We start from the raw sequence: 20,370 nt of genomic DNA, 5'->3' as shown, positions 1-20,370 counted from the left end.
GGAAAAGAACCAAAAGAACAACGAGCGCCTACGCCTGAATACCCGCCCAACCGCTGTCAGGCCGCAGGAAGTGAAGATCGCGGTGGAAGCGAGTATACCCAACCCGATCGAAGAACTCGAGAATCTGGATCGCGCGCTTGCGGCCGAGCCCCGTCGCGTCGCGAAAAGCCGCGGCATCGAGCCCGTCGTCGCGCGACGGCGCGAGATGCGCGACCAGCTCCGCAAGCTCGCGCACGACGTCCGCGTGATAGAACAGGTCGCGCACGACCTGGTGCACGTCGCCGCGCCGCGCGAGCTTGCGCAGCAAGGTACGCACCGCGTCCTCGGCCGCGCCCGCGTCGCGGGCCAGGTCGCGCACCCACGGCGGATCGAAGCGCCCTGCATGAATCAGCGGCAGCAGTTGCCGCGCCAGCGCTTCCTCACGCGGCTCGAGGCTCACCGAATGCGACGGCAGGTGCAGCCACGGCCCGCTTCGCGCAACTTCGCCGCCGGCCACCAGCGCATCGACGAGTGCGCGCCACAGCGCATCGCCGGCGAGCGGCGCGGCCATCCGCCGCAAGCGCGCGGCGTCGAGCCCCTGCTCGTCGGGCATGCGCTCGTGATACGTGTGCAGCGTCTCGATCGCCCGCATCTGCAACGCACGCCAGTGCGCATGCGCAATCACCGCACCGTCGTTCGACGCGACGTCGCGCTGCCCGATCGCCAGCGCGTCATCCGGCAACGCCAGCACGTTCGGCGCGAAACCCGTCAGATGCGTGAGCATCGCGCGCGGGATGCCGTGCGGCGCCTGCGCGAGCAGCGCATCGAGGCGCCCTTCGTCGAGCCATTCGGCAAGCGCGTCGAGCCACGCGCGGCGCTCGGGCGTCCGACGCTTGCGCGCCGGCCCGAACGGGTCGAGCACGCGGCCGCCGCCGACCGTGCGCGTCGCCTGCGGATTGCGGACGATGAACCGGTCGCCCGGTAACGCAAACACCGGCTCATCGAATATCAGTTGCACGCGCATCCGCTGGCCAGGCGCGAGCGTATCGCCATCGAGCAGCGCGACATGCGCAACGCGATGCAGCGTGCCGAGATGCACGTGCAGCGGCGCCCAGTGCGTCAGCGTGAGCCCCGCATCCTCGAGCAGCGTCAGCTCGACGTCGAGACGCGGCGACGTCGCGACGAGCCGCGCATCGGCGACGGTGTCTCCCCGCTCGACATCGGCCTTGTCGACCCCGGCCAGATTCAGTGCGCAACGCTCGCCCGCGCGGCCGGCCTCGACCGGCCGGTTCTGCGCATGGATGCTGCGCACGCGCGCAGCGCCGCCCGTACGCACGATCGCGAGCGTGTCGCCGGTCGCTACGCGGCCCGCGAACGCGGTGCCCGTCACGACCGTGCCCTGCCCCGCGAGCGTAAACACGCGATCGACCGCGAGCCGGAACAGCCCGTCGTCGCGGCGGGCACGCCACGCGATCGCCGCGTCGGCCAGGTGACGCTTCAACGCGGCGACGCCCGGATCGTCCACGGCCGTCGCACGCGTTTCGAAGATCGGCACGCCGGCCAGCGTCGAATCGCTCAGCCACGTGACGATCTCGTCGCGCACTTCCGCCACGCGCGCGGCGTCGACGCGATCGCACTTCGTCAGCGCGACGGCGCCATGCGTGACGCCGAGCAGTTGCAGGATCGCGAGATGCTCGCGCGTCTGCGGCATCACACCGTCGTCGGCGGCAATCACGAGCAGCGCGAAGTCGATCCCGCACGCGCCGGCCGCCATCGTATGAATCAGCTTCTCGTGGCCCGGCACGTCGATCAGGCCGAGCACGTCGCCGTTGTCGAGCGGCGTATACGCGTAACCGAGTTCGATCGAGATACCGCGCGCCTTCTCTTCCTTCAGGCGATCGGTATCGACGCCCGTCAGCGCGCGCGCCAGCGTCGTCTTGCCGTGGTCGATGTGTCCGGCGGTACCGACGATCATGCAGCGGTCCCTGCGGGCGGCACGCACTGTGCGACGAGCACCGCCTCGTCGGCGGCTTCGAGGCAGCGCAGGTCGAGCCGCAGTGCATTGTCGGCCACGCGGCCGATCACCGGGCGCGGCCATTCGCGCAGCCGTTTCTCGAGTTGCGCAAGCGCGCGGCCGCCGCGTTTGCCGTCCGCCGTGCGCACGACGAGCCCGGCACTCGGCAACTGGTCGACCGGCAGCGCGCCACTGCCGATCTGGCTGAACATCGGCTCGACCGTCACGTCGAAACCGCTGCCGAGCGCGGCCTGCAGCGCCGGACGCACGCGTTCGGCGGCCTCGGCGATCTCGCGCTGCGGGCGCGTCAGCAGGCGCAGCGTCGTGAGCCGGTCACGCAGGAACTCGGGTGACTGGTAAAGACGCAGCACGGGTTCGAGCGCCGCGAGCGTCAGCTTGCCGACGCGCAGCGCGCGCTTGAGCGGATGTTTCTTGATCTTCGCGATCAGCGCGCGATCCCCGACGATCAGGCCGGCCTGCGGCCCGCCGAGCAGCTTGTCTCCGCTGAACGTGACAACGTTTGCGCCGGCGGCAATGGTTTCCTGCACGGTCGTCTCGTGCGGCAGGCCCCATTGCGACAGGTCGGCGAGCGTGCCGCTGCCGAGATCGACGGCAACCGGCAGCCCGTGCTCGCGCGCGAGCGGCGCGAGTTCGGCGAGCGTCGCCTCCTTCGTGAAGCCGCTGATCGCGTAGTTGCTGCAGTGCACCTTCATCAGCAGCGCGGTGCGCGGGCCGATTGCGTCCGCGTAATCGCGCAGATGGGTGCGGTTGGTCGTGCCGATCTCGCGCAGCTTGGCGCCCGCGCGACTCATGATGTCGGGAATGCGGAATGCGCCGCCGATCTCGACCAGTTCGCCGCGCGACACGACGACTTCCCGCTTCGTCGCAAGCGCCGACAGCGCCAGCAGCACGGCCGCCGCGTTGTTGTTGACGACGGTCGCGGCTTCCGCGCCCGTCAGTTCGCACAGCAGATCGTCGATCAGGTCGTCGCGATCGCCGCGACGGCCCGTGGCGAGGTCGAATTCGAGGTTAACCGGGCGCGTGAGTGCGTCGACCACCGCGCGCACCGCGTCGTCAGGCAACAGCGCGCGCCCGAGGTTCGTGTGCAGCACGGTGCCGGTCAGGTTGAACACGGCGCGCACCGCGCCCGTGCTCTGCGCGGCCAGCGTGCGCGCGACGGCCGCGGCGATGCGCGGCTCGTCGAGCGGTTCGGCCGACGTCGGATCGTGCTGCGCGGCGGTACGCCAGCGGTCGAGCTCGGCGCGCACCGCGTTCAGCACGCGCGTGCGACCGTAGTCGGCGAGCAGCGGTTGCAGCGGTGCCGACGTCAACACGCGCTCGACCGACGGCACGCGCGCCAGCACGGCATTCAATTCATTTACACCGGGTTCGGTCACGTCGTGGTGGCTCCAGTCTCATGCTTCGCAGTGGGCCGGCGCCTGCGCTCGCGCGCGGCCCCGGCCCCGGCCTTCATTCCGCTTCCCGCGAGACATCCGGCCACAGCAGCGGGTTCGGCGAACTGCGCTGGTAGCCGGCTTCGTTCATCAGCAGGTCGAGCGTGAGGCTCGCGAGATCGTCCGCCAGCGGCTCGAACTCGTAGTCCTTGTCCTGATAGCCGATCTTGCGATAGGTCTTGCACTCGTCGCACGATTCGGCCTTGACGGCTTCGCTGCCGCCCTCGATCCCGTGATACGCGATGCCCTTCGTCGAATCGCAGTGCGAGCACTTCGTGCGCACCATGTGCCACTCGGTCGTGCACAGCCCGCATTGCAGGAAACGGTAGCCCTGGTACTGGCCGCCGACCCGCACGACGCTCGCGACCGGATGCGTGCCGCACACAGGGCACAGCCCCGGCTGGTCGAGATACGGGACGTCGACCGGTGAAACGCGGCTGGCGAGATCGGTCCAGACGACCTGCAGCGCGGCCATCAGGAACGGCGCGGTGGCCGGGTCGACTTCGGCGAAGCGCAGCGCGAGGATCGCGTCGGCCTGCGCGTCGAGTTCGGCGGGCGACATCAGGCGCAGCCGGTCGAGCAGCTTCGCGAGCTGCGGGTTGACGAGCCCGGCGCCTTCGACGCGGTCGAGCAGTTCGTACAGCACGGCACGCCAACGCGGATCGCGCTCGCCGTCGAGCGCCGGCACGAGCGGCATCGAATGCTGCTGCGCACGCGCGATCGCTTCCTTCGACGGCAGCGGTAGCTCCAGCGTTTGCAGCGTCGCGTGCTGCGCATCGGCGACGGTGGCCATCAGCCGCAGGTAGCCGCTGATCGGGTTCAGGTCGGCCAGCTTGCGCAGCCGCGCGGCGCGCGCCGAGAACGCGGTGGCGCGCTCCGGCAGGCGAAAGCGCGGGATGGCCGAATGATCGAGTGCCGAGATCTCGGTCGGTTCGAGAATGCGTTGTGTCACAAAAATGTCTTCCAAATAAACAAGCGCCGACGCATCGGCGCTTTCGGGCGGTTCCGGTGAAGGACCGGAGCAACCCGCCGCGATCGGCGAGCCGCCCCGCTCCGGTGCGTTATTTCACGCTTTCACGGAACCACTTCGGGTGATGCTTGCGAGCCCAGCCCAGCGTGACGGTGCCGCGCACCATCGCGCCGATCGAGCCCTTCACCCACAACGCCGCGTAAATGTGCACGATGATGCTCGCGATCAGCACGAATGCCGCCACGGCATGCACGACAGCGGCCGCGCGGATCACCCCGATCGGGAAGTAGAACGAGAAGTAGCGCCGCCAGATCACGACTCCCGACAGCAGGAGCAGCAGCAGGCACGCCACCAGCGTAAAGAATAGCAGCTTCTGCCCGGCGTTATAGCGCCCGACAGGCGGCAGCTTGTCTTCCTGGTTGGTCAGCACGTCGCCGATCTGCTTGAGCCACTGCCGGTCGTCCGCGTCGAGCGCGTTGTGGTGCCAGAAGCGCACCACTAGGATCGCGAACGACACGAACATCACGAGGCCGACGAACGGATGCAGGATCCGCGTCCACTGGCCGCCGCCGAACAGCGCGGTCAGCCAGAACATCGACGGATGAAACAGCGCGAGCCCGGACAGCGCGAGCAGCACGAACGTGATCGCGGTGATCCAGTGGTTCGTGCGCTCGTTCGCCGAGTAGCGGACGATCAGGTTGGGGTCGTCGTGATTCATTTCGCGTCCTCCTTGATGCGTCGCGCCTCGTTGCGCGCGGCCGATTCCTCTTCGTCGCTCACCTCGTTCGGACCGACCCGGACGTAGTGGAAGAACCCGGCGAGCGCCGTCAGCGCGATGCCGGCAACCGCGAGCGGCTTCGCGATGCCCTTCCACAGCTTCACCATCGGGCTGATCGACGGGTTGTCGGGCAGCCCGTGGTACAGCGACGGCTTGTCCGCGTGGTGCAGCACGTACATCACGTGCGTACCGCCGACGCCTTGCGGGTCGTACAGCCCCGCATGCTCGAAGCCGCGCTCCTTCAGGTCCTCGATCCGCTCGGCCGCGTGCTGCTTCATGTCCTCCTTGGTGCCGAACACGATCGCGCCCGTCGGGCAGGTCTTCACGCAGGCCGGTTCCTGGCCGACCGCGACGCGGTCGGAACAGAGCGTGCACTTGTACGCGCGATGATCCTTCTTCGAGATCCGCGGAACGTTGAACGGGCAGCCGGTCACGCAATAGCCGCAACCGATGCAGTTCTCCTCGTGGAAATCGACGATCCCGTTGTTGTACTGCACGATCGCGCCCGGCGACGGACACGCCTTCAGGCAGCCCGGATCCTCGCAATGCATGCAGCCGTCCTTGCGGATCAGCCACTCGAGGTCGCCCGCCGGGTTCTCGTATTCGGAGAACCGCATGACCGTCCACGAATGCTCGGTCAGGTCGGCCGGGTTGTCGTACACACCGACGTTGGTGCCGACCTCGTCACGCAGGTCGTTCCACTCCATGCATGCCGTCTGGCATGCCTTGCAGCCGATGCACTTCGATACGTCGATCAGCTTCGCGACGCTCCCGGTCACCGGTTCGCGCACCGTGGGCGGTGGCGTCGTGGTGGCCGAGACGCGCTTGATATCCAGCGATTGCAATGCCATCTCTTTCCCCTTACGCCTTTTCGACCTTCACCAGGAACGACTTGAATTCCGGTGTATAGGAGTTGCCGTCGCCCACGGACGGAGTCAGGGTATTGGCGAGATAGCCGGGCTTCGTCAGACCCTTGAAGCCCCAGTGCAACGGGACGCCGACCGTCTGGACCTTCTTGCCGTCGACCGTCAGCGGCTTGATCCGCTTCGTGACGAGGGCGACCGCGATGATGTAGCCGCGCTTGGACGACACCTTCACGCGCTCGCCATGCGCGACGCCGACTTCCTTCGCGAGGTCTTCGCCGATCTCGACGAATTGCTCGGGCTGGATGATCGAGTTCAGCCGCGCATGCTTGGTCCAGTAGTGGAAATGCTCGGTCAGCCGGTACGTCGTCGCCACGTGCGGGAAATCCGCCACCTTGCCGAACGACGCGCGGTCGTCCGGGAACACGCGGGCAGCCGGGTTGTTCAGCGCCTGCGGGTTGTTCGGGTGCAGCGGGTTCGCGTCGAGCGGCGTCTCGAACGGCTCGTAGTGCTCGGGGAACGGACCTTCGTTCATCCCCGCCCGGGCGAAGAAGCGAGCGACGCCTTCCGGGTTCATGATGAACGGCCCCATCCCGTTTTCGGGCGATTCGTCCGCCTTGAAGTCGGGAATGTCGGCCCCCTTCCACGCGCTGCCGTTCCAGCCGATCAGCTTGCGGGTCGGGTCGAACGGCTTGCCGGCGACGTCGCACGACGCGCGGTTGTACAGGATCCGCCGGTTCGCCGGCCACGCCCACGCCCAGTTCAGCGTCTGGCCGATGCCGGTCGGGTCGGAGTTGTCGCGCCGCCCCATCTGGTTGCCGGCCTGCGTCCACGCACCGCAGAAGATCCAGCAGCCGCTCGCGGTCGTGCCGTCGTCCTTCAACTGCGCGAACGCGGCCAGCTGCTCGCCCTTCTTCACGAGCGTCTTGGCCGGATCCTTCGGATCGGGCAGATCGGCGAGCGCCTTCCCGTTGAACTCCATCGCGAGCTCTTCGGGCGTCGGGCTTTCCGGGTTCGCGTACGGCCAGGTCAGGTTGACGATCGGATCCGGATACTTGCCGCCGTCGGTCTGATACATCTTGCGCATGCGCAGGAACAGCCCCGACATGATCTCGAGGTCGCTACGCGCCTCACCCGGCGGCTCCGCACCCTTCCAGTGCCATTGCAGCACGCGGCTCGAACTCACGAGCGAACCGTTTTCCTCCGCAAAGCACGTGGTCGGCAGGCGGAACACCTCGGTCTGGATCTTCGATGAATCGACGTCGTTGTAGTCGCCATGATGCTTCCAGAACTCGGACGTCTCGGTCGCGAGCGGATCCATGATCACGAGCCACTTCAGCTTCGCGAGGCCGGCTGCCGTCTTCACCTTCGAAGGCGACGCCGCAAGCGGGTTGAAGCCCTGGCAGATGTAGCCGTTCATCTTGCCGGCATTCATCAGCTCGATCACCTGCAGCAGGTCGTACTGCTTGTCCAGCTTCGGCAGGTAGTCGTAGCCCCAGTTGTTCTCGGCGGTCGCCGAATCGCCCCACCAGGACTTCATGAAGCTGACGTGGAAGGCCTTGTAGTTCTTCCAGTAGCTCAACTGGTTCGGCCGCAGCGGCAGCTGCACGCGCTTCTTGATGTAGCCGTCGAAATCCTGCTCGGACTGCATCGGCAGCGTCATGTAGCCCGGCAGCAGGTTCGACATCAGCCCGAGGTCGGTCAACCCCTGGATGTTCGAGTGGCCGCGCAGCGCGTTCATCCCGCCGCCGGCGATGCCGATGTTGCCGAGCAGCAGCTGCACCATCGCGCCGGTGCGGATCATCTGCGCGCCGATCGAGTGGTGCGTCCAGCCGAGTGCGTACAGGATCGTGCCGGCGCGGCCGGGAACGGCGGTGGTCGAGAGCATCTCGCACACCTTCAGGAACTTCTCCTTCGGCGTGCCGCAGGTCTGCTGGACCATGTCCGGCGTATAGCGCGCGTAGTGCTGCTTCAGCAGGTTGTACACGCAACGCGGATGCTGCAGCGTCGGGTCGACCTTCACGAAGCCGTCGTCGCCGCGCTCGTAGTCCCAGCTCGATTTGTCCGGGTACGCGTGCTTCTCCGCGTCGTAGCCGGAATAGATGCCGTCGTTGAACGCGAAATCCTCGCGCACGATGAACGAGAAGTCCGTGTAGTTCTTCACGTACTCATGCTGGATCTTGTCGTTCGTCAGCAGATAGTTGATGACGCCGCCCAGGAAGACGATGTCGGTGCCGGTGCGGATCGGCGCGTAGTAGTCGGCCACCGAGGCCGTACGCGTAAAGCGCGGGTCGACGACGATCAGCCGCGCCTTGCGGTGCGCCTTCGCCTCCGTTACCCACTTGAAACCGCACGGATGGGCCTCGGCTGCATTGCCGCCCATCACGAGAATCACGTCCGCGTTCTTGATGTCGACCCAATGGTTCGTCATCGCTCCACGGCCAAACGTCGGGGCAAGACCTGCCACCGTCGGGCCATGTCAGACACGCGCCTGATTGTCGAATGCGAGCATCCCGAGACTGCGGATGGTCTTGTGCGTCAGGTAGCCGACCTCGTTGCTGCCCGCCGACGCGGCCAGCATGCCGGTGGTCAGCCAGCGGTTGACCTTCGCACCGTCTTCCGCCGTCTCGACGAAGTTCGCGTCGCGATCGGCCTTCATCAGCTTCGCGATGCGGTCGAGCGCGTCATTCCACGAGATCGGTTCCCACTTGTCCGAGCCGGGCGCACGATACTCGGGGTGCGTCAGGCGGCTCGGGCTGTGGATGAAGTCGATCAGGCTCGCGCCCTTCGGGCACAGCGTGCCGCGATTGACGGGATGGTCGGGATCGCCTTCGATGTGGATGATGCTCGGCTGGGCGTTTTTCGCGCCGTCTCCGAGGCTGTACATCAGGATGCCGCAACCCACTGAACAGTAAGGACAGGTGTTGCGCGTTTCGACTGTGCGCGCCAGCTTGTACTGTCGGACTTCGGCGAGCGCTTCGGATGGAGAGAAGCCCATCAGGGCTAGACTCGATCCGGCAAGCGACGTAGCCGTCACCTTCAGGAACTGGCGCCGGGACATTTGTAGCATGGCTGGTCTCGGCGTTATTGTGGGGGTGGGGAAACTGAAAGGAATTATAGACAGTTCGCGCAACTATGTTCGATTCCTCGGATCAATACTGAATTGTCTGATTACCAACGATGATCCGCGTTCCGCGCGCAACCGAACCGTCATGAAACGACAGATCACCTCCGAAGCCACCCGTCTCGCGCAACAACAGGCCAACTGGGCCCTCACCGCGTTCAAGCGTTTCTCGGCCGACCGCTGCTCCGCAATGGCCGCGGGCATCGCATTTTTCTCCGCGTTCTCGCTCGCACCGATGCTCGTGATGGTGATTGCCGTGGCCGGCTGGTTCTACGGCGACGACGCCGCGCGCGGCCAGGTGTTCGAACAGGCGCACCAGCTGATCGGCGACGACGCGGCGGCCAGCATCCAGACGATCGTGCAGAACGCGCACCGCGCGGGCGAGCGCGGCGGCCTCGCAACCTTGATCTCGTTCGCCGCGCTCGCGATCGGCGCGTCGGCCACCTTCGCGTCGCTCAGTGCCGCGCTCAGCGTGATCTGGCCGGCCACCGAAAGCCGCTGGTCGAGCATGCTCGGGCTCGTGCGCGTGCGGCTGATCTCGTTCGGGCTCGTGCTCGGCGTCGCGTTCCTGCTGATCGTGTCGCTCGTGCTCGACACCGCGATCACGTTCGTCGGCACCTGGCTGCTCGGCAATTCGCCGTACGTGATCGTCACGAACCTCGTGCAGTTCTTCGTCGGCATCGCGGTGCTCGCGGCTGCGTTTGCATCGTTGATGAAGTTCCTGCCCGATGCGCGCGTCGCGTGGCGCGACGCCGCGATCGGCGGCATCGTGTCCGCGATCCTGTTCTCAGGCGGCAAGAAGCTGTTCGCGCTGTACCTCGCGCACGCGGGCACCGCTAGCGCATTCGGCGCGGCCGGATCGTTCGCGGTCCTGCTGATGTGGCTGTACTTCTCCGCGATCGTGCTGCTGCTCGGCGCGGAATTCGCAGCGGCCCGCGGCAACGCGCATCGGCTCGCCGGTACCGCACCGGCCGCGTCTGCTCAAGCCGATCGGCCTGCCGATCGCATGCGCGACGACTGACCCACCCTTTTCACGACATCGCGGCACGCGCCCGCACACCCGTCCAACGCTTGGCAACCATGGTGTCCGCCGCGCATTCGCGTGGCGTTGTCATGTTCTTTGCTTGCCAGCGCATTCGTCGCCGCAACCGCAAACGTTTGCAAGCCTCCGTTTCCGTACACTAACTGGCCGAAACAGGCGGTCTGCTGCGATGTGCATCAACTAGTGAAACAATCGCATCGCAGCAATTGTCAACTTTTTCAAAAACAGAAACAGTCGTTGATGTGCTTGATATATATAGACTTTTTCTCGCTGTTACCTTTTCGAGACACTTTATTTTTTAAGCTTTCTTGCGTCTATGGCACTGAGCTATTCTCCAATCCGCAACAAATAATGATGAATCACTTGCGTGGAGATACTCAACGATGAAGAAACTCGCTCTCTCGACCCTCTCGCTCGCCCTGCTGGGCGCCGCTGGCGCTGCTCACGCTCAATCGAGCGTGACGCTGTACGGCGTGATCGACACGTCGATCGCCTACGTCCACGGCAATGACGGCCAAGGTAACAACGCGTGGCAAATGCTGTCGGGCAACCTGCAAGGCAGCCGCTTCGGCCTGAAAGGCGCTGAAGACCTCGGCGGTGGCCTGAAGGCGATCTTCCAGTTGGAAAACGGTTTTGATCCGGGCACCGGCAAATTTAACCAGGGCGGTCGCATGTTCGGCCGTCAGGCATTCGTCGGCCTGGAAAGCGCCCAGTACGGTACGCTGACGCTCGGCCGCCAGTACGACCCGCTGGTCGACCTGGTCCAGGCAGTCACGGCAGACAACTACTTCGGCAGCACGTTCGCAACGCCGGGCGACGTCGACAACAACGACAACAGCCTGCGCGTGAGCAACGCGATCAAGTACACGTCGCCGGTGTTCGCAGGCTTCCAGGCTGAAGGCATGTACGCCCTCGGCGGCGTGGCAGGCAAGACGGGCGCTGGCCAAACGTGGTCGGTCGCAGCTGCATACAACAACGGCCCGGTCGGCGTTGCTGCAGGCTACTTCTACGCGAACAACCCGTCGCCGACGACCGCCGGCCTGCGCTCGGGCTGGGGTTCGACGACGTCGGACAACATCGTCGACGGCCCGATCAACGCGGCTTACGTGACGGCTAAGTCGATCGCGATCGCACAAGTTGCAGGTCAGTACGTGATCGGCCCGGTGACGCTCGGCCTCGGCTACAGCAACGCACAGTACAAGCCGGACGCAGCCTCGGGCTTCAGCTCGACCCAGAAGTACAACACGGGCCGCGCGTTCGCGACGTACCAGATCACGCCGCCGCTGCTGCTCGGCCTCGGCTATTCGTACACGAAGGCTAGCGGCAACACGGACGCCAAGTACCATCAGGTTTCGCTGGGTGCGGACTACTCGCTGTCGAAGCGCACGGACGTCTACCTGGTCGGCGCTTATCAGCACGCAAGCGGCACGCAACTCAACACGGACGGCACGACGTCGGCAGCACAAGCGTCGATCGGCTCGTACGGCTACGCCGGCACGAAGTCGCAAGAGCTGGTCGCTCTCGGCCTGCGCCACAAGTTCTAAAAACGACGTACCCGGCGTGCATGGCGTCTCTGACGCCTTGCCGCCGAACTGGAAAGCCAGTCATCGGTTTCGGCCGTGGCTGGCTTTTTTTTCGTCCGTCGCCGGCGGGCCGGTACGGCCCGCACCGGCCGACGGCCGATGTCCCGGCACCCGATGCACGTCGGCCTGCCGGCAGCGGCGCCTGGCGGCTGCAATGCGCCGGAAACGCGATTTCCTGACGCAGGGGTCTCTCGCTGTGTGCGCGCCGGATGGCTACCATCCGCACTGTCGGTGCCATGGATCCGGTGCGACGGTCGTTCGCTCCGGCGTGTCGATTTCGGCGGTCTTCATTCGTCGTATCGATGTCGGCACGCGATTTGCGCCCCGGCCAATACAGACAGGAGATACGCCATGACGATTCAGAAGATCACGCCTTTCCTCTGGTACGCGGCGGAAGCCGAAGAAGCCGCAGCCTTCTATGCACGCATCTTTCCGGATTCGCGCGTCGTGCGCGTCACCGCGGTGCCCGGCACCGACGGCACGCGGATGGTCGAGTTCGAGCTGTTCGGGCAGCCGTTCTTCGCGATGAGCCACCCGCGCACCGATACGTTCAACCACGCGATCTCGCTGCTGGTCAGCTGCGCCGACCAGGCGGAACTCGACCGCTACTGGAACGCCTTGCTCGACAACGGCGGCACGGCCGACGCCTGCGGCTGGCTGAGGGACCGCTACGGCGTCTCGTGGCAGATCGTTCCGGAAACGCTGATCCCGATGGTGTCCGACCGGGACACGGTCAAGGCCACGCGCGTGGCCGCCGCGATGATGCAGATGATCAAGCTCGACGACGCCGCGCTGAAGGCCGCCTATGCCGGTACGGCCGGCTGACGCAGCACGCCGCACAGCGCGTGCGCGATGACGCGCCGGGTCGCCGACAGGCATCCGGCTCGACCGCATGCGCGTGCGGCTACCGCGCACATGCCCATGATCCGCATCGGTATCGCCCGCACGCCGGTCACGTTCGCGGCATCTGCCGCTACGTCGACAGCATCGATTCGATAGTCCGCCGCGCGTAGCCGATAAATGCGGCGAGGGGTTCGCCCGACAGGATCGTCGCATCTTCCCCGCCGCCGAGATAGGCGGCGCGCGCCGCGGCTACAACCGGCCGGTAAGTTTCCGGCAGACGCTCCAGCACCCATGTCGCGGCGACGTCCTTGGGCGCGATCCTGCCGGTCGCGGCGCTGTACCAGATGCGCGCGAGCGCAAGCACCACATTGCACTCGTCGCCGCGCCAGTCCGGTTCGGCATTCCACTGCGCGACGGTCGCGAGCAGTGCGGCGACAAAATCCTGCGCGGGCACCGGCTCGAGCAGCACGACCGCCGGCAGACCGGCCAGCACGACACTGTGCTGCCGCACCTTCGTCAACAGGATCGCCAGATCGTGATTGACGAGCGCCGGTTCGACGATGCCGGCTTCGAGGTCGCGACGCAGCCATTCGCCAAACTGCAATTCGCGCCGTGCCGGATGACGCCACGGCACGACTTCATCGTGCGCGACGACGGTCACTTCCAGTGCGCGCATGCCGTCGGCGCGGCCGGGCGGTGCCGACACCGCGAGCAGGTCGAGCATCAGCGCGTGCCGCGCCGGCTCGTCGGGCCGGGCCGACACCGTCACCAGCAGGTCGATGTCGCTGCGCGGTTTCAGTCCGCCATCGAGCGCCGATCCGAACAGGTGGATCGCCTTCAGCGTCGCACCGAGATGCCGTTCGATCGTGTCGCACGCGGCGGCGACCTGGGCTGCGATTTCGTCGGGAATGAATTCAGTCACGATGCGTGTGTCTCGCGATGCGCACGCAACAAGTGCAGCGAGCGCAAGTAAGGGTGACGATACCGTTCGTCATCGCGCACGTGCGGCACGTCATCCGGCGTACGTCACGCGTCGAACCGGACCTTCCACGATTTCGCTGCTTCGCTGCCGCGCGATTTGCGCAGCGCAATAAAAATCCCCGCACGCTTTCGCGTACGGGGATCGTCGGACATCGCAGCGGCTGCCGACATGCATTCGGCAACCGCTGCGCAGCATTACGCTGCCGCGTCCTTCAGCTTCTTCAGCGCACGTGCCTTCACGCGCACGCTGGCCGGCTTCGCCGGGAACCAACGCTCTTCGCCCGTGAACGGATCCTTGCCGAAGCGCTTCTTCTTCGCCGGCACGACTTGTGCCGTGATCTTCAGCAGACCCGGCAGCGTGAACTCGCCCGCGCCCTTCTTGTGGACCGAGCCCAGCACGACGTTCTCGAGTGCGACGAGCACTGCCTTGACAGCCTTCACTTCGACAGCTGCGCGCTCAGCGATGTGCGTTGCGAGCGATGCCTTCGTGAACTTGTCCTTCAGCGGCGTCGGAGCAGCCGGTGCCGCCTTCGCGACAACCTTCTTGGCCACTACTTTCTTCGCGGGCGCAGCCTTTTTAGCAGCCACTTTCTTGGTGACCGGTGCGGCAGCCTTCTTGGCCACCTTTTTTGCGGAAGTCGCCATGTTTCTCCTACCAGGTGTGGTCGTTGGATACACGAAGCGTGCAACGCGCGCGCTTCAACGCCGGATTCTACAAGCGCCTTGACGCTTCGTGCAGTACTTTTATGCGTTTTCGCGGGGTTTCCCGCAGGTTTTTTTGCATGCGACCGATTTCATCGACGCTCCAGCATCAAAAAACGCCTTCACGTAGGCACCCGATTGCGAATTACGTTCGATATTTGCGCACCTATACTGGGCTCGCTCAATGCCCGGATGCCTCCATGCGCGAAGCCAGATACGTCAAAGGACTCGACGGCCTGCGAGCCCTCGCCGTCATCCTCGTTTTCCTGTCCCACAAGGGCCACGTCCTTGCCGTCGACGTCGGCAAGCTGGGCGTGTGGACGTTTTTCCTCATCAGCGGATTCCTGATCGTCGGCGAGCTGCATCGCAACCGCCAGGCGGTCGAGTGCGGCACCATGACGCGCCGCCATGCGCTCGCGCTGTTCCTCGCGAAACGCGCGCTGCGGATCTTTCCCGTCTATTACCTGCTGCTCGCCGCGCTCGCGATCGCGCACGCGCTGTTCTACCAGCGCGGCGTCAATCTCGGGCTCGCGTGGCATGCGGTGTTCCTGTCGAATTACTGGATCGGCGTCGTCAAGGACGGCTGGCCGGGCTCCACGTCGCACTTCTGGAGCCTCGCGGTTGAACAGCAGTTCTATCTGATTGCACCGCTCGCACTGCTCGCGGTGCCCGCCGCGCGACACGTCGCGCTCGGCATCGCGGCCGTCGTGCTGTGTGCGCTCGCGCATCTCGCGCTCTACCTGTCCGACGCATCGCCGGTACTGATCTACGCGTTCTCCCCGTGGAATTTCGCGCTGATCGCGCTTGGCGGCGTCGGCGCAATGGCGCTCGCCGATCGCGGCACGGCCGCCGTGCGCCGCGTTCCGCCGGGCTGGCTCGGCGCGACAGGCGTCGTGTTCTTCCTCGTGCTGCCCGCGTGCACGGCATTGCCCGACACGCTCGCGGGGCTCGCGGATCTCGGCCTGTCCGCATCGCTCGGCGCGCTGCTGCTGTGGATTATCAGCGAACCCGAGCATCCGGTCGTGGCGCTGCTCGACTGGGCGCCGCTCGTCTATCTCGGCACGATCAGCTACGGCTTCTACCTGTTCCACAACCTGATTCCGGCGCGTTTCGGCGTGCTGCCCGCGCACGTCGCACACGTGGCCATACCGGAAATCGTCCGCGACACGCTATCCGAGATGCTGCAGTTCGCATTCGCCGTGCTGCTCGCGCACCTGTCCTGGCGCTATCTCGAAAAGCGGCTGCTCGATTTCAAGAAACCGGTCACCGCGATGCTGGCCCGGCATTTCGTCGCGCGGCCGAGCACGTCGGCGCGTTGAACGCCGCACGGACGCGGCAACGATCGAACGGGAAAACCGCGATTCGGTTCACACCCCGGAACTGACGCCGGGCCAGCGAGACGTCGCGTCATCGACCGGCGCCGGAAGAACCGGTGCGGTCACGACCGGCGATGCGCATCATGCAATCAAACCGCCGATCCGCTCACCCGGTCGCCCGCCGCGGCACCGGTTTCAGGCGTGACGCCCGTTCTCGTCAGTGCGCCCCGCTCCGCACGCGGCACCGCTCTCGAAGCAATGAATCCACCACGGCAAACTCGCGGACGGCGCGCACCACGATCGCGCACCCGCGCACCTGTACACGCAAAAAAGCCCCGGCGCGCGAGCGGCCGGGGCCAACGGAACAACCACCACCTGAAACAACGGAGCGCGCGGCTGCTTAGGCGACAGCAGCCAGCGCGGGCAAGCAGGTACGCAGGTAGGCCTCGAATTCGCGGCTCACTTCCGGATGCTGGAGCGCGAGTTCGACGGTGGCCTTGAGATAGCCGATCTTGCTGCCGCAGTCGAAGCGCGTACCGTAGTAGCGATACGCGAGCACCTGCTCGTTCGCGAGCAGCGACTGGACCGCATCGGTCAGCTGCAGCTCGCCGCCGGCGCCCGGCTTGAGCTTGCGCAGGTGATCGAAGATCGTCGGCATGAACACGTAGCGGCCGACCACGCCGAGATTCGATGGCGCGTCTTCCGGCGCCGGCTTCTCGATGATGCCCGACAGCTTGATGATGTCCTCTTCCCATTCACGGCCCTCGACGACGCCGTACGAACGGCTGTCCTCGCGCGGGATCGTCTCGACCCCGATCACCGAGCTGTGATAGTGGTCGAACACGTCGACGAGCTGCTTCAGCACCGGCTGTTCGCCGTGCAGCAGGTCGTCGGCGAGGATCACCGCGAACGGCTCGCCGTGCACCAGCTTCTCCGCGCACAGCACCGCGTGGCCGAGGCCGAGCGCTTCCGGCTGGCGCACGTAGAAGCAGTTCACATGGCTCGGCTTGATGCCGCGCACGAGCTCCAGCAGCTTTTCCTTGCCGCGCGCCTCGAGCTCGGCCTCGATCTCGTAGGACTTGTCGAAGTGATCCTCGATCGCGCGCTTGCTGCGCCCGGTGACGAAGATCATCTCGGTGATACCGGCGTTGATCGCTTCCTCGACCGCGTACTGAATCAGCGGCTTGTCGACGACGGGCAACATTTCCTTCGGGCTCGCCTTCGTTGCCGGGAGGAACCGCGTGCCGAGACCGGCAACGGGGAACACGGCCTTGGTGACTTTCAACATGTTCGCATCCTGATTGCGTTGACTGCGCCGCGTCGACCAGCGACCCGGCGCGATTGTGTTCCGAACGGCATATCGAGAATCGACGGTACTGCCAATTCGACTCCGCTCATTTTCGATATGGACTGATTGCCCAATGATTCCGGAAAAAATATAATCCTTTCAACCCGGTCGATATTGCCGGACCGAGTGCCGAAGCAGAAACAAATTACCGATTTTCCAGATACAAATTCTTACGATTCGAATTCCTCGATATAGGGCACGCCGCCCCGTTCGAGACCCGGGCGAATCGGTTCGTTCTTCAGCGCCTCGCGGTACGCCGACAGCACGGCCATGACCAGCAGTACTGCAGCGCTCGCGATCCAATGCATGTCCATCTTGCCGCTCCTTGCATCAATCAACTGGAGCTTCAAACTATCAGAAAAAAATCGGTAAATAATTGACCCGCCTCGCGGAGCCGCTTTCGGAACGCGATAAAACCATGATGTGGAATAACGGTATTTCCCGGCGAGATTTTTTTATTCATTGATCGAATTCTTGCGCATTACGATTGGATGAAACTTCCCGTCCATCCGTCGCAAGGAATCGAATCGCATGCAAGCTTTCAGCGGATCGTCTCTGACCGCGCCGCCCGTCGCCGATCACAAGGAACACGTGATCGACGCGATGCGCGGCTTCGCGGCGCTGCTCGTCGCCTATTTCCACTGCCGCCAGGTCGTCTGGGTCGGCATGCAGAGCTTCCATCACGCTTACGGCCATGCGCTCACCCCAGGCGCGATCGCCGGCTACCTGACCTTCCCGTTCGCGTGGGGCTCCGCCGGCGTGCCGATCTTCTTCGTGATCAGCGGCTACTGCATCCACCGCAACGCGGCGCTCAAGCTCGCGGCCGATCCCGCGTACCGGCTCGATGCGCCGAACTTCTGGGTGCGCCGGTTCGCGCGCATCTACCCGGTGCTGCTCGCCGCACTGCTGTTCACGCTCGCGCTCGACTCGGTCAGCCTGCAGATCGAGCCCGTCAGCCACAAGATCCGCGACGTCGGCCTCGTCGCGTTCCTCGTGAACCTGTTCTCGCTGCAGGGCGTCGCCGGCTACACGTACGGATCGAACGGCGCGCTGTGGACGCTGTCGCTCGAAGTGCAGTTCTACGCGATCTACCCGCTGCTGTTCGCGATCCGCCGCCGCATCGGCATGCCGGCGGTCGTGGCCGCGGTCGCGCTCGTCAACGTCGCGTCGGCGTGGCTGCTCGAACGGCACGACCTGCAGTTCTTCACGTCGTACTGGCTGTCCTGGACGATCGGCGCGTGGATCGCCGACGTGCGTGCGCAGCAGGCGCGCGGCGGCGGCGCGGCCACCGTGCCGTCGCGCGCGTGGTACGGCGCGGCCGCCGTGCTGCTGGCTGCCGGTTGCGGCGCGTTCCACTTCGGCCAGTACGGCGCGTTCCAGCTTTGGTCGGCCGGCTTCGCATGCTTCCTGTACCGCGCGCTCGCCCGCCCGCCGCGCCCGACGCCGCCGCTGCGTGTGCTGAGCTGGTTCGGTGACTTCAGCTACTCGCTGTACCTGATCCACCTGCCGCTGTTCGTCTGCCTCGGCTCGGTGCTGTTCCAATCCGAGCTGCAGCTGTCGATCTGGCCGTCGTTCGCGTTCATGGCCGCCGCGATCCCGGTTGCGTACCTGTTCTACCGGATGTTCGAACGGCCGGCGATGACCTGGTCGGCCAGCTTCAAGCCGGCGCGCCCCGCTCGGGTCGTCACGCCGGCGCCCGAACGGGCCGTCTGAACCGGCCGGCCCGCTGTCCAGAGCCCCCGCGCGGCGTCCCGCTGCGCGGGGGCTTTTTCATGGCTTGAGCGCGCCGGCACGCAGGGTTGACGTGGATGGGTAGCCGTCCGGCGTCGGGCCGCGCTACGGCCCGCATGGGCCGCCCTCGACCGGCTTTCACTACCGAGGCTGCCTGGGCGCGGCCTTCTGGCGTCAGCTTCTGGCGTCAGCTTCTGGCGTCTCCTTCTGGCGTCTCCTTCTGGCGTCTCCTTCTGGCGTCTCCTTCTGGCGTCTCCTTCTGGCGTCTCCTTCTGGCGTCTCCTTCTGGCGTCTCCTTCTGGCGTCAGCTTCTGGCGTCAGCTTCTGGCGTCTCCTTCTGGCGCCTCCTTCTGGCGTCTCCTTCTCGCCTCGCCTTCTCACGCCTACCTCTCACGTAACCTTCTCGCGCCGCAGGCTCGCGTCGCCCGCCACGCACCTCCAACCGACGACCGATCAAGCACGCACCCTACGTGGCGCACAGCAACCCGCTCGCCAGTCACCCGACTCGGCCCCGCGCTGAAAAACAAAGCCCCCACGCAGCACACCGCCGCATGAGGGCTCGTTTCCCGCCGGCGCGCGCCGGCGACTGCTACTGCTTCTTCGCCTTCGCGGCCTTCGCCGTATCCGCGAGGATCTTCTCGACCCGCTCGACGTAGGTTTCGGTGCCGAACCGGCGCACCGCCGTCGCGCGCCCGCTCGCGACGAGCCGCTCGCGCAGCGCGCCGTCGCGCTTCAGCGTATCCAGCGCGTCGGCCAGCTCAGTCGCATCGCCCGGCGTGCAAAGCAGCCCGTTGTCGCCATCCTCGATGATCTCGACGACACCGCCCGCGCGGGCCGCGACGACCGGCCGGCGCGCGAGCATGCCCTCGACGATTACGCGCCCGAACGGCTCGGGCGTGATCGACGTGTGCGCGACGACATCGACCGCCGTCATGCATGCCGCCACGTCACGCTGGAACCCGAGGAAATGCGCGCGCCCTTCCATTCCGTGCCGCGCGACGTACTCGTGCAACTGCGCGGCATATTCGTCCTCGCCGAACAGCGGCGCACCGACCAGCACCACGTGCATGTCGGGATGCCGCGCAGCGGCCTCCAGCAGCACGTGCTGCCCCTTCCAGTGCGCGAGGCGGCTGAACGAACCGACGAGCCATGCGTGCTCGGGCAACCCCAGCCGCGCGCGCAGCGCGCCCTGGCTGACGCCTTCCAGCGCATCGAACGGCTCGGCCGAAATGCCGTTGAACACGACATCGACGTGCTGCGGCGTGAAGCCCGTCAGCTTACGGAACGCCTGCGCGGACGCGTCTGAATTCGCGATCACGCGCGTGACGCCAAGCCGCGCGCAGTATTTGATCGCCAGCAGCTGCTTGCTGCCGAAATGGTCGGTGCTGACGATGTCGCGCAGGTGCCACACCACCGGCTTGCGCGCGAGCCGCCCGGCGAGCGCGGCGACCACCATCGCGCGCTGCGTGTTCGCGTAGATCACTTCGGCACGGCGAGCACGGCGCGCGACATCGCGCACCAGCCGCACGAGCTGTTTCAACGCGCCGACCGACACGCCGCCCTGCTTGCGCACGCCCGCGAGCGCGCCCTGGTCGACCACGTCGACGCGCGCGCCGATCTCGTCGAGCGCCGCGCGGAACGA

16 protein-coding genes are annotated in these 20,370 nt (G+C 65.9%); 5 read left to right on the top strand and 11 right to left on the bottom strand.

The features are described from left to right. Positions 1–28 precede the first annotated feature (28 nt). The 6 genes from selB to fdnG all read right to left on the bottom strand — a co-directional run bounded on the left by selB (position 29) and on the right by fdnG (position 9,128). Positions 29–1,954 carry a selenocysteine-specific translation elongation factor gene (gene selB / locus G3O06_RS18070; RefSeq protein ID WP_205816994.1) on the bottom strand — a complete coding sequence of 642 codons (1,926 nt, stop codon included), beginning with the start codon at positions 1,952–1,954 and terminating at the stop codon, positions 29–31. Then, positions 1,951–3,390 (bottom strand): L-seryl-tRNA(Sec) selenium transferase, encoded by a 1,440-nt coding sequence (selA, locus tag G3O06_RS18065; protein WP_205816993.1) that lies wholly within the window; start codon positions 3,388–3,390, stop codon positions 1,951–1,953. The genes selB and selA overlap by 4 nt, the downstream gene beginning before the upstream one ends. A 73-nt stretch (positions 3,391–3,463) precedes the next feature. Further along, positions 3,464–4,399, bottom strand: a complete 936-nt coding sequence (gene fdhE, locus G3O06_RS18060; protein WP_205816992.1) for a formate dehydrogenase accessory protein FdhE — start codon at positions 4,397–4,399, stop codon at positions 3,464–3,466. 109 nt (positions 4,400–4,508) lie between these two features. Next, on the bottom strand, positions 4,509–5,135 hold the full coding sequence (locus G3O06_RS18055; RefSeq protein ID WP_011355693.1) for a formate dehydrogenase subunit gamma: 627 nt from the start codon (positions 5,133–5,135) through the stop codon (positions 4,509–4,511). Further along, positions 5,132–6,046, bottom strand: a complete 915-nt coding sequence (gene fdxH / locus G3O06_RS18050) for a formate dehydrogenase subunit beta (RefSeq protein ID WP_205816991.1) — start codon at positions 6,044–6,046, stop codon at positions 5,132–5,134. Before fdxH ends, G3O06_RS18055 begins: the two co-directional genes overlap by 4 nt. 10 nt (positions 6,047–6,056) lie before the next feature. Further along, positions 6,057–9,128, bottom strand: a complete 3,072-nt coding sequence (fdnG, locus tag G3O06_RS18045) for a formate dehydrogenase-N subunit alpha (RefSeq protein ID WP_174978862.1) — start codon at positions 9,126–9,128, stop codon at positions 6,057–6,059. A gap of 142 nt (positions 9,129–9,270) precedes the next feature. On the opposite strand from fdnG, the gene G3O06_RS18040 reads away from it, so the two are divergent. The 3 genes from G3O06_RS18040 to G3O06_RS18030 all read left to right on the top strand — a co-directional run bounded on the left by G3O06_RS18040 (position 9,271) and on the right by G3O06_RS18030 (position 12,632). Then, the gene (locus tag G3O06_RS18040; protein WP_174970873.1) at positions 9,271–10,203 is read left to right on the top strand and encodes a YihY/virulence factor BrkB family protein; all 933 of its coding nucleotides are present in this window, start codon (positions 9,271–9,273) and stop codon (positions 10,201–10,203) included. 404 nt (positions 10,204–10,607) lie between these two features. Then, on the top strand, positions 10,608–11,768 hold the full coding sequence (locus G3O06_RS18035) for a porin (RefSeq protein ID WP_205816990.1): 1,161 nt from the start codon (positions 10,608–10,610) through the stop codon (positions 11,766–11,768). 390 nt (positions 11,769–12,158) lie between these two features. After that, positions 12,159–12,632, top strand: a complete 474-nt coding sequence (locus tag G3O06_RS18030; protein ID WP_174970867.1) for a VOC family protein — start codon at positions 12,159–12,161, stop codon at positions 12,630–12,632. Between the two features lie 148 nt (positions 12,633–12,780). Here the strand turns inward: G3O06_RS18030 and G3O06_RS18025 are convergent, their stop codons facing one another. Both G3O06_RS18025 and G3O06_RS18020 read right to left on the bottom strand, forming a co-directional pair. Next, positions 12,781–13,572 (bottom strand): AadA family aminoglycoside 3''-O-nucleotidyltransferase, encoded by a 792-nt coding sequence (locus G3O06_RS18025; protein WP_205816989.1) that lies wholly within the window; start codon positions 13,570–13,572, stop codon positions 12,781–12,783. 254 nt (positions 13,573–13,826) lie between these two features. Beyond that, the gene (locus G3O06_RS18020) at positions 13,827–14,276 is read right to left on the bottom strand and encodes an HU family DNA-binding protein (RefSeq protein WP_122949246.1); all 450 of its coding nucleotides are present in this window, start codon (positions 14,274–14,276) and stop codon (positions 13,827–13,829) included. A gap of 257 nt (positions 14,277–14,533) precedes the next feature. Here G3O06_RS18020 and G3O06_RS18015 point away from each other — a divergent pair, with 257 nt between their 5' ends. Continuing rightward, the gene (locus G3O06_RS18015; protein WP_205816988.1) at positions 14,534–15,652 is read left to right on the top strand and encodes an acyltransferase; all 1,119 of its coding nucleotides are present in this window, start codon (positions 14,534–14,536) and stop codon (positions 15,650–15,652) included. Positions 15,653–16,049: 397 nt separating this feature from the next. On the opposite strand, the gene galU is transcribed toward G3O06_RS18015, so the two are convergent. Both galU and G3O06_RS18005 read right to left on the bottom strand, forming a co-directional pair. After that, positions 16,050–16,937: a UTP--glucose-1-phosphate uridylyltransferase GalU gene (gene galU, locus G3O06_RS18010; RefSeq protein ID WP_011548079.1), complete on the bottom strand. Its 888-nt coding sequence runs from the start codon at positions 16,935–16,937 to the stop codon at positions 16,050–16,052. 230 nt (positions 16,938–17,167) lie between these two features. Continuing rightward, positions 17,168–17,311 (bottom strand): hypothetical protein, encoded by a 144-nt coding sequence (locus G3O06_RS18005; RefSeq protein WP_006479318.1) that lies wholly within the window; start codon positions 17,309–17,311, stop codon positions 17,168–17,170. 217 nt (positions 17,312–17,528) lie between these two features. Here G3O06_RS18005 and G3O06_RS18000 point away from each other — a divergent pair, with 217 nt between their 5' ends. Further along, positions 17,529–18,710 carry an acyltransferase gene (locus G3O06_RS18000; protein ID WP_205816987.1) on the top strand — a complete coding sequence of 394 codons (1,182 nt, stop codon included), beginning with the start codon at positions 17,529–17,531 and terminating at the stop codon, positions 18,708–18,710. Between the two features lie 607 nt (positions 18,711–19,317). On the opposite strand, the gene G3O06_RS17995 is transcribed toward G3O06_RS18000, so the two are convergent. Further along, the coding region (locus G3O06_RS17995) for a glycosyltransferase family 4 protein (RefSeq protein WP_205816986.1) at positions 19,318–20,370 on the bottom strand (1,053 nt) is incomplete at its 5' end.

This window comes from Burkholderia sp. Ac-20345, assembly GCF_017104825.1.
In the GTDB taxonomy this organism is placed as follows: Bacteria; Pseudomonadota; Gammaproteobacteria; order Burkholderiales; family Burkholderiaceae; genus Burkholderia; species Burkholderia lata_B.
This window is presented reverse-complemented; position numbering and strand designations above follow the sequence as displayed.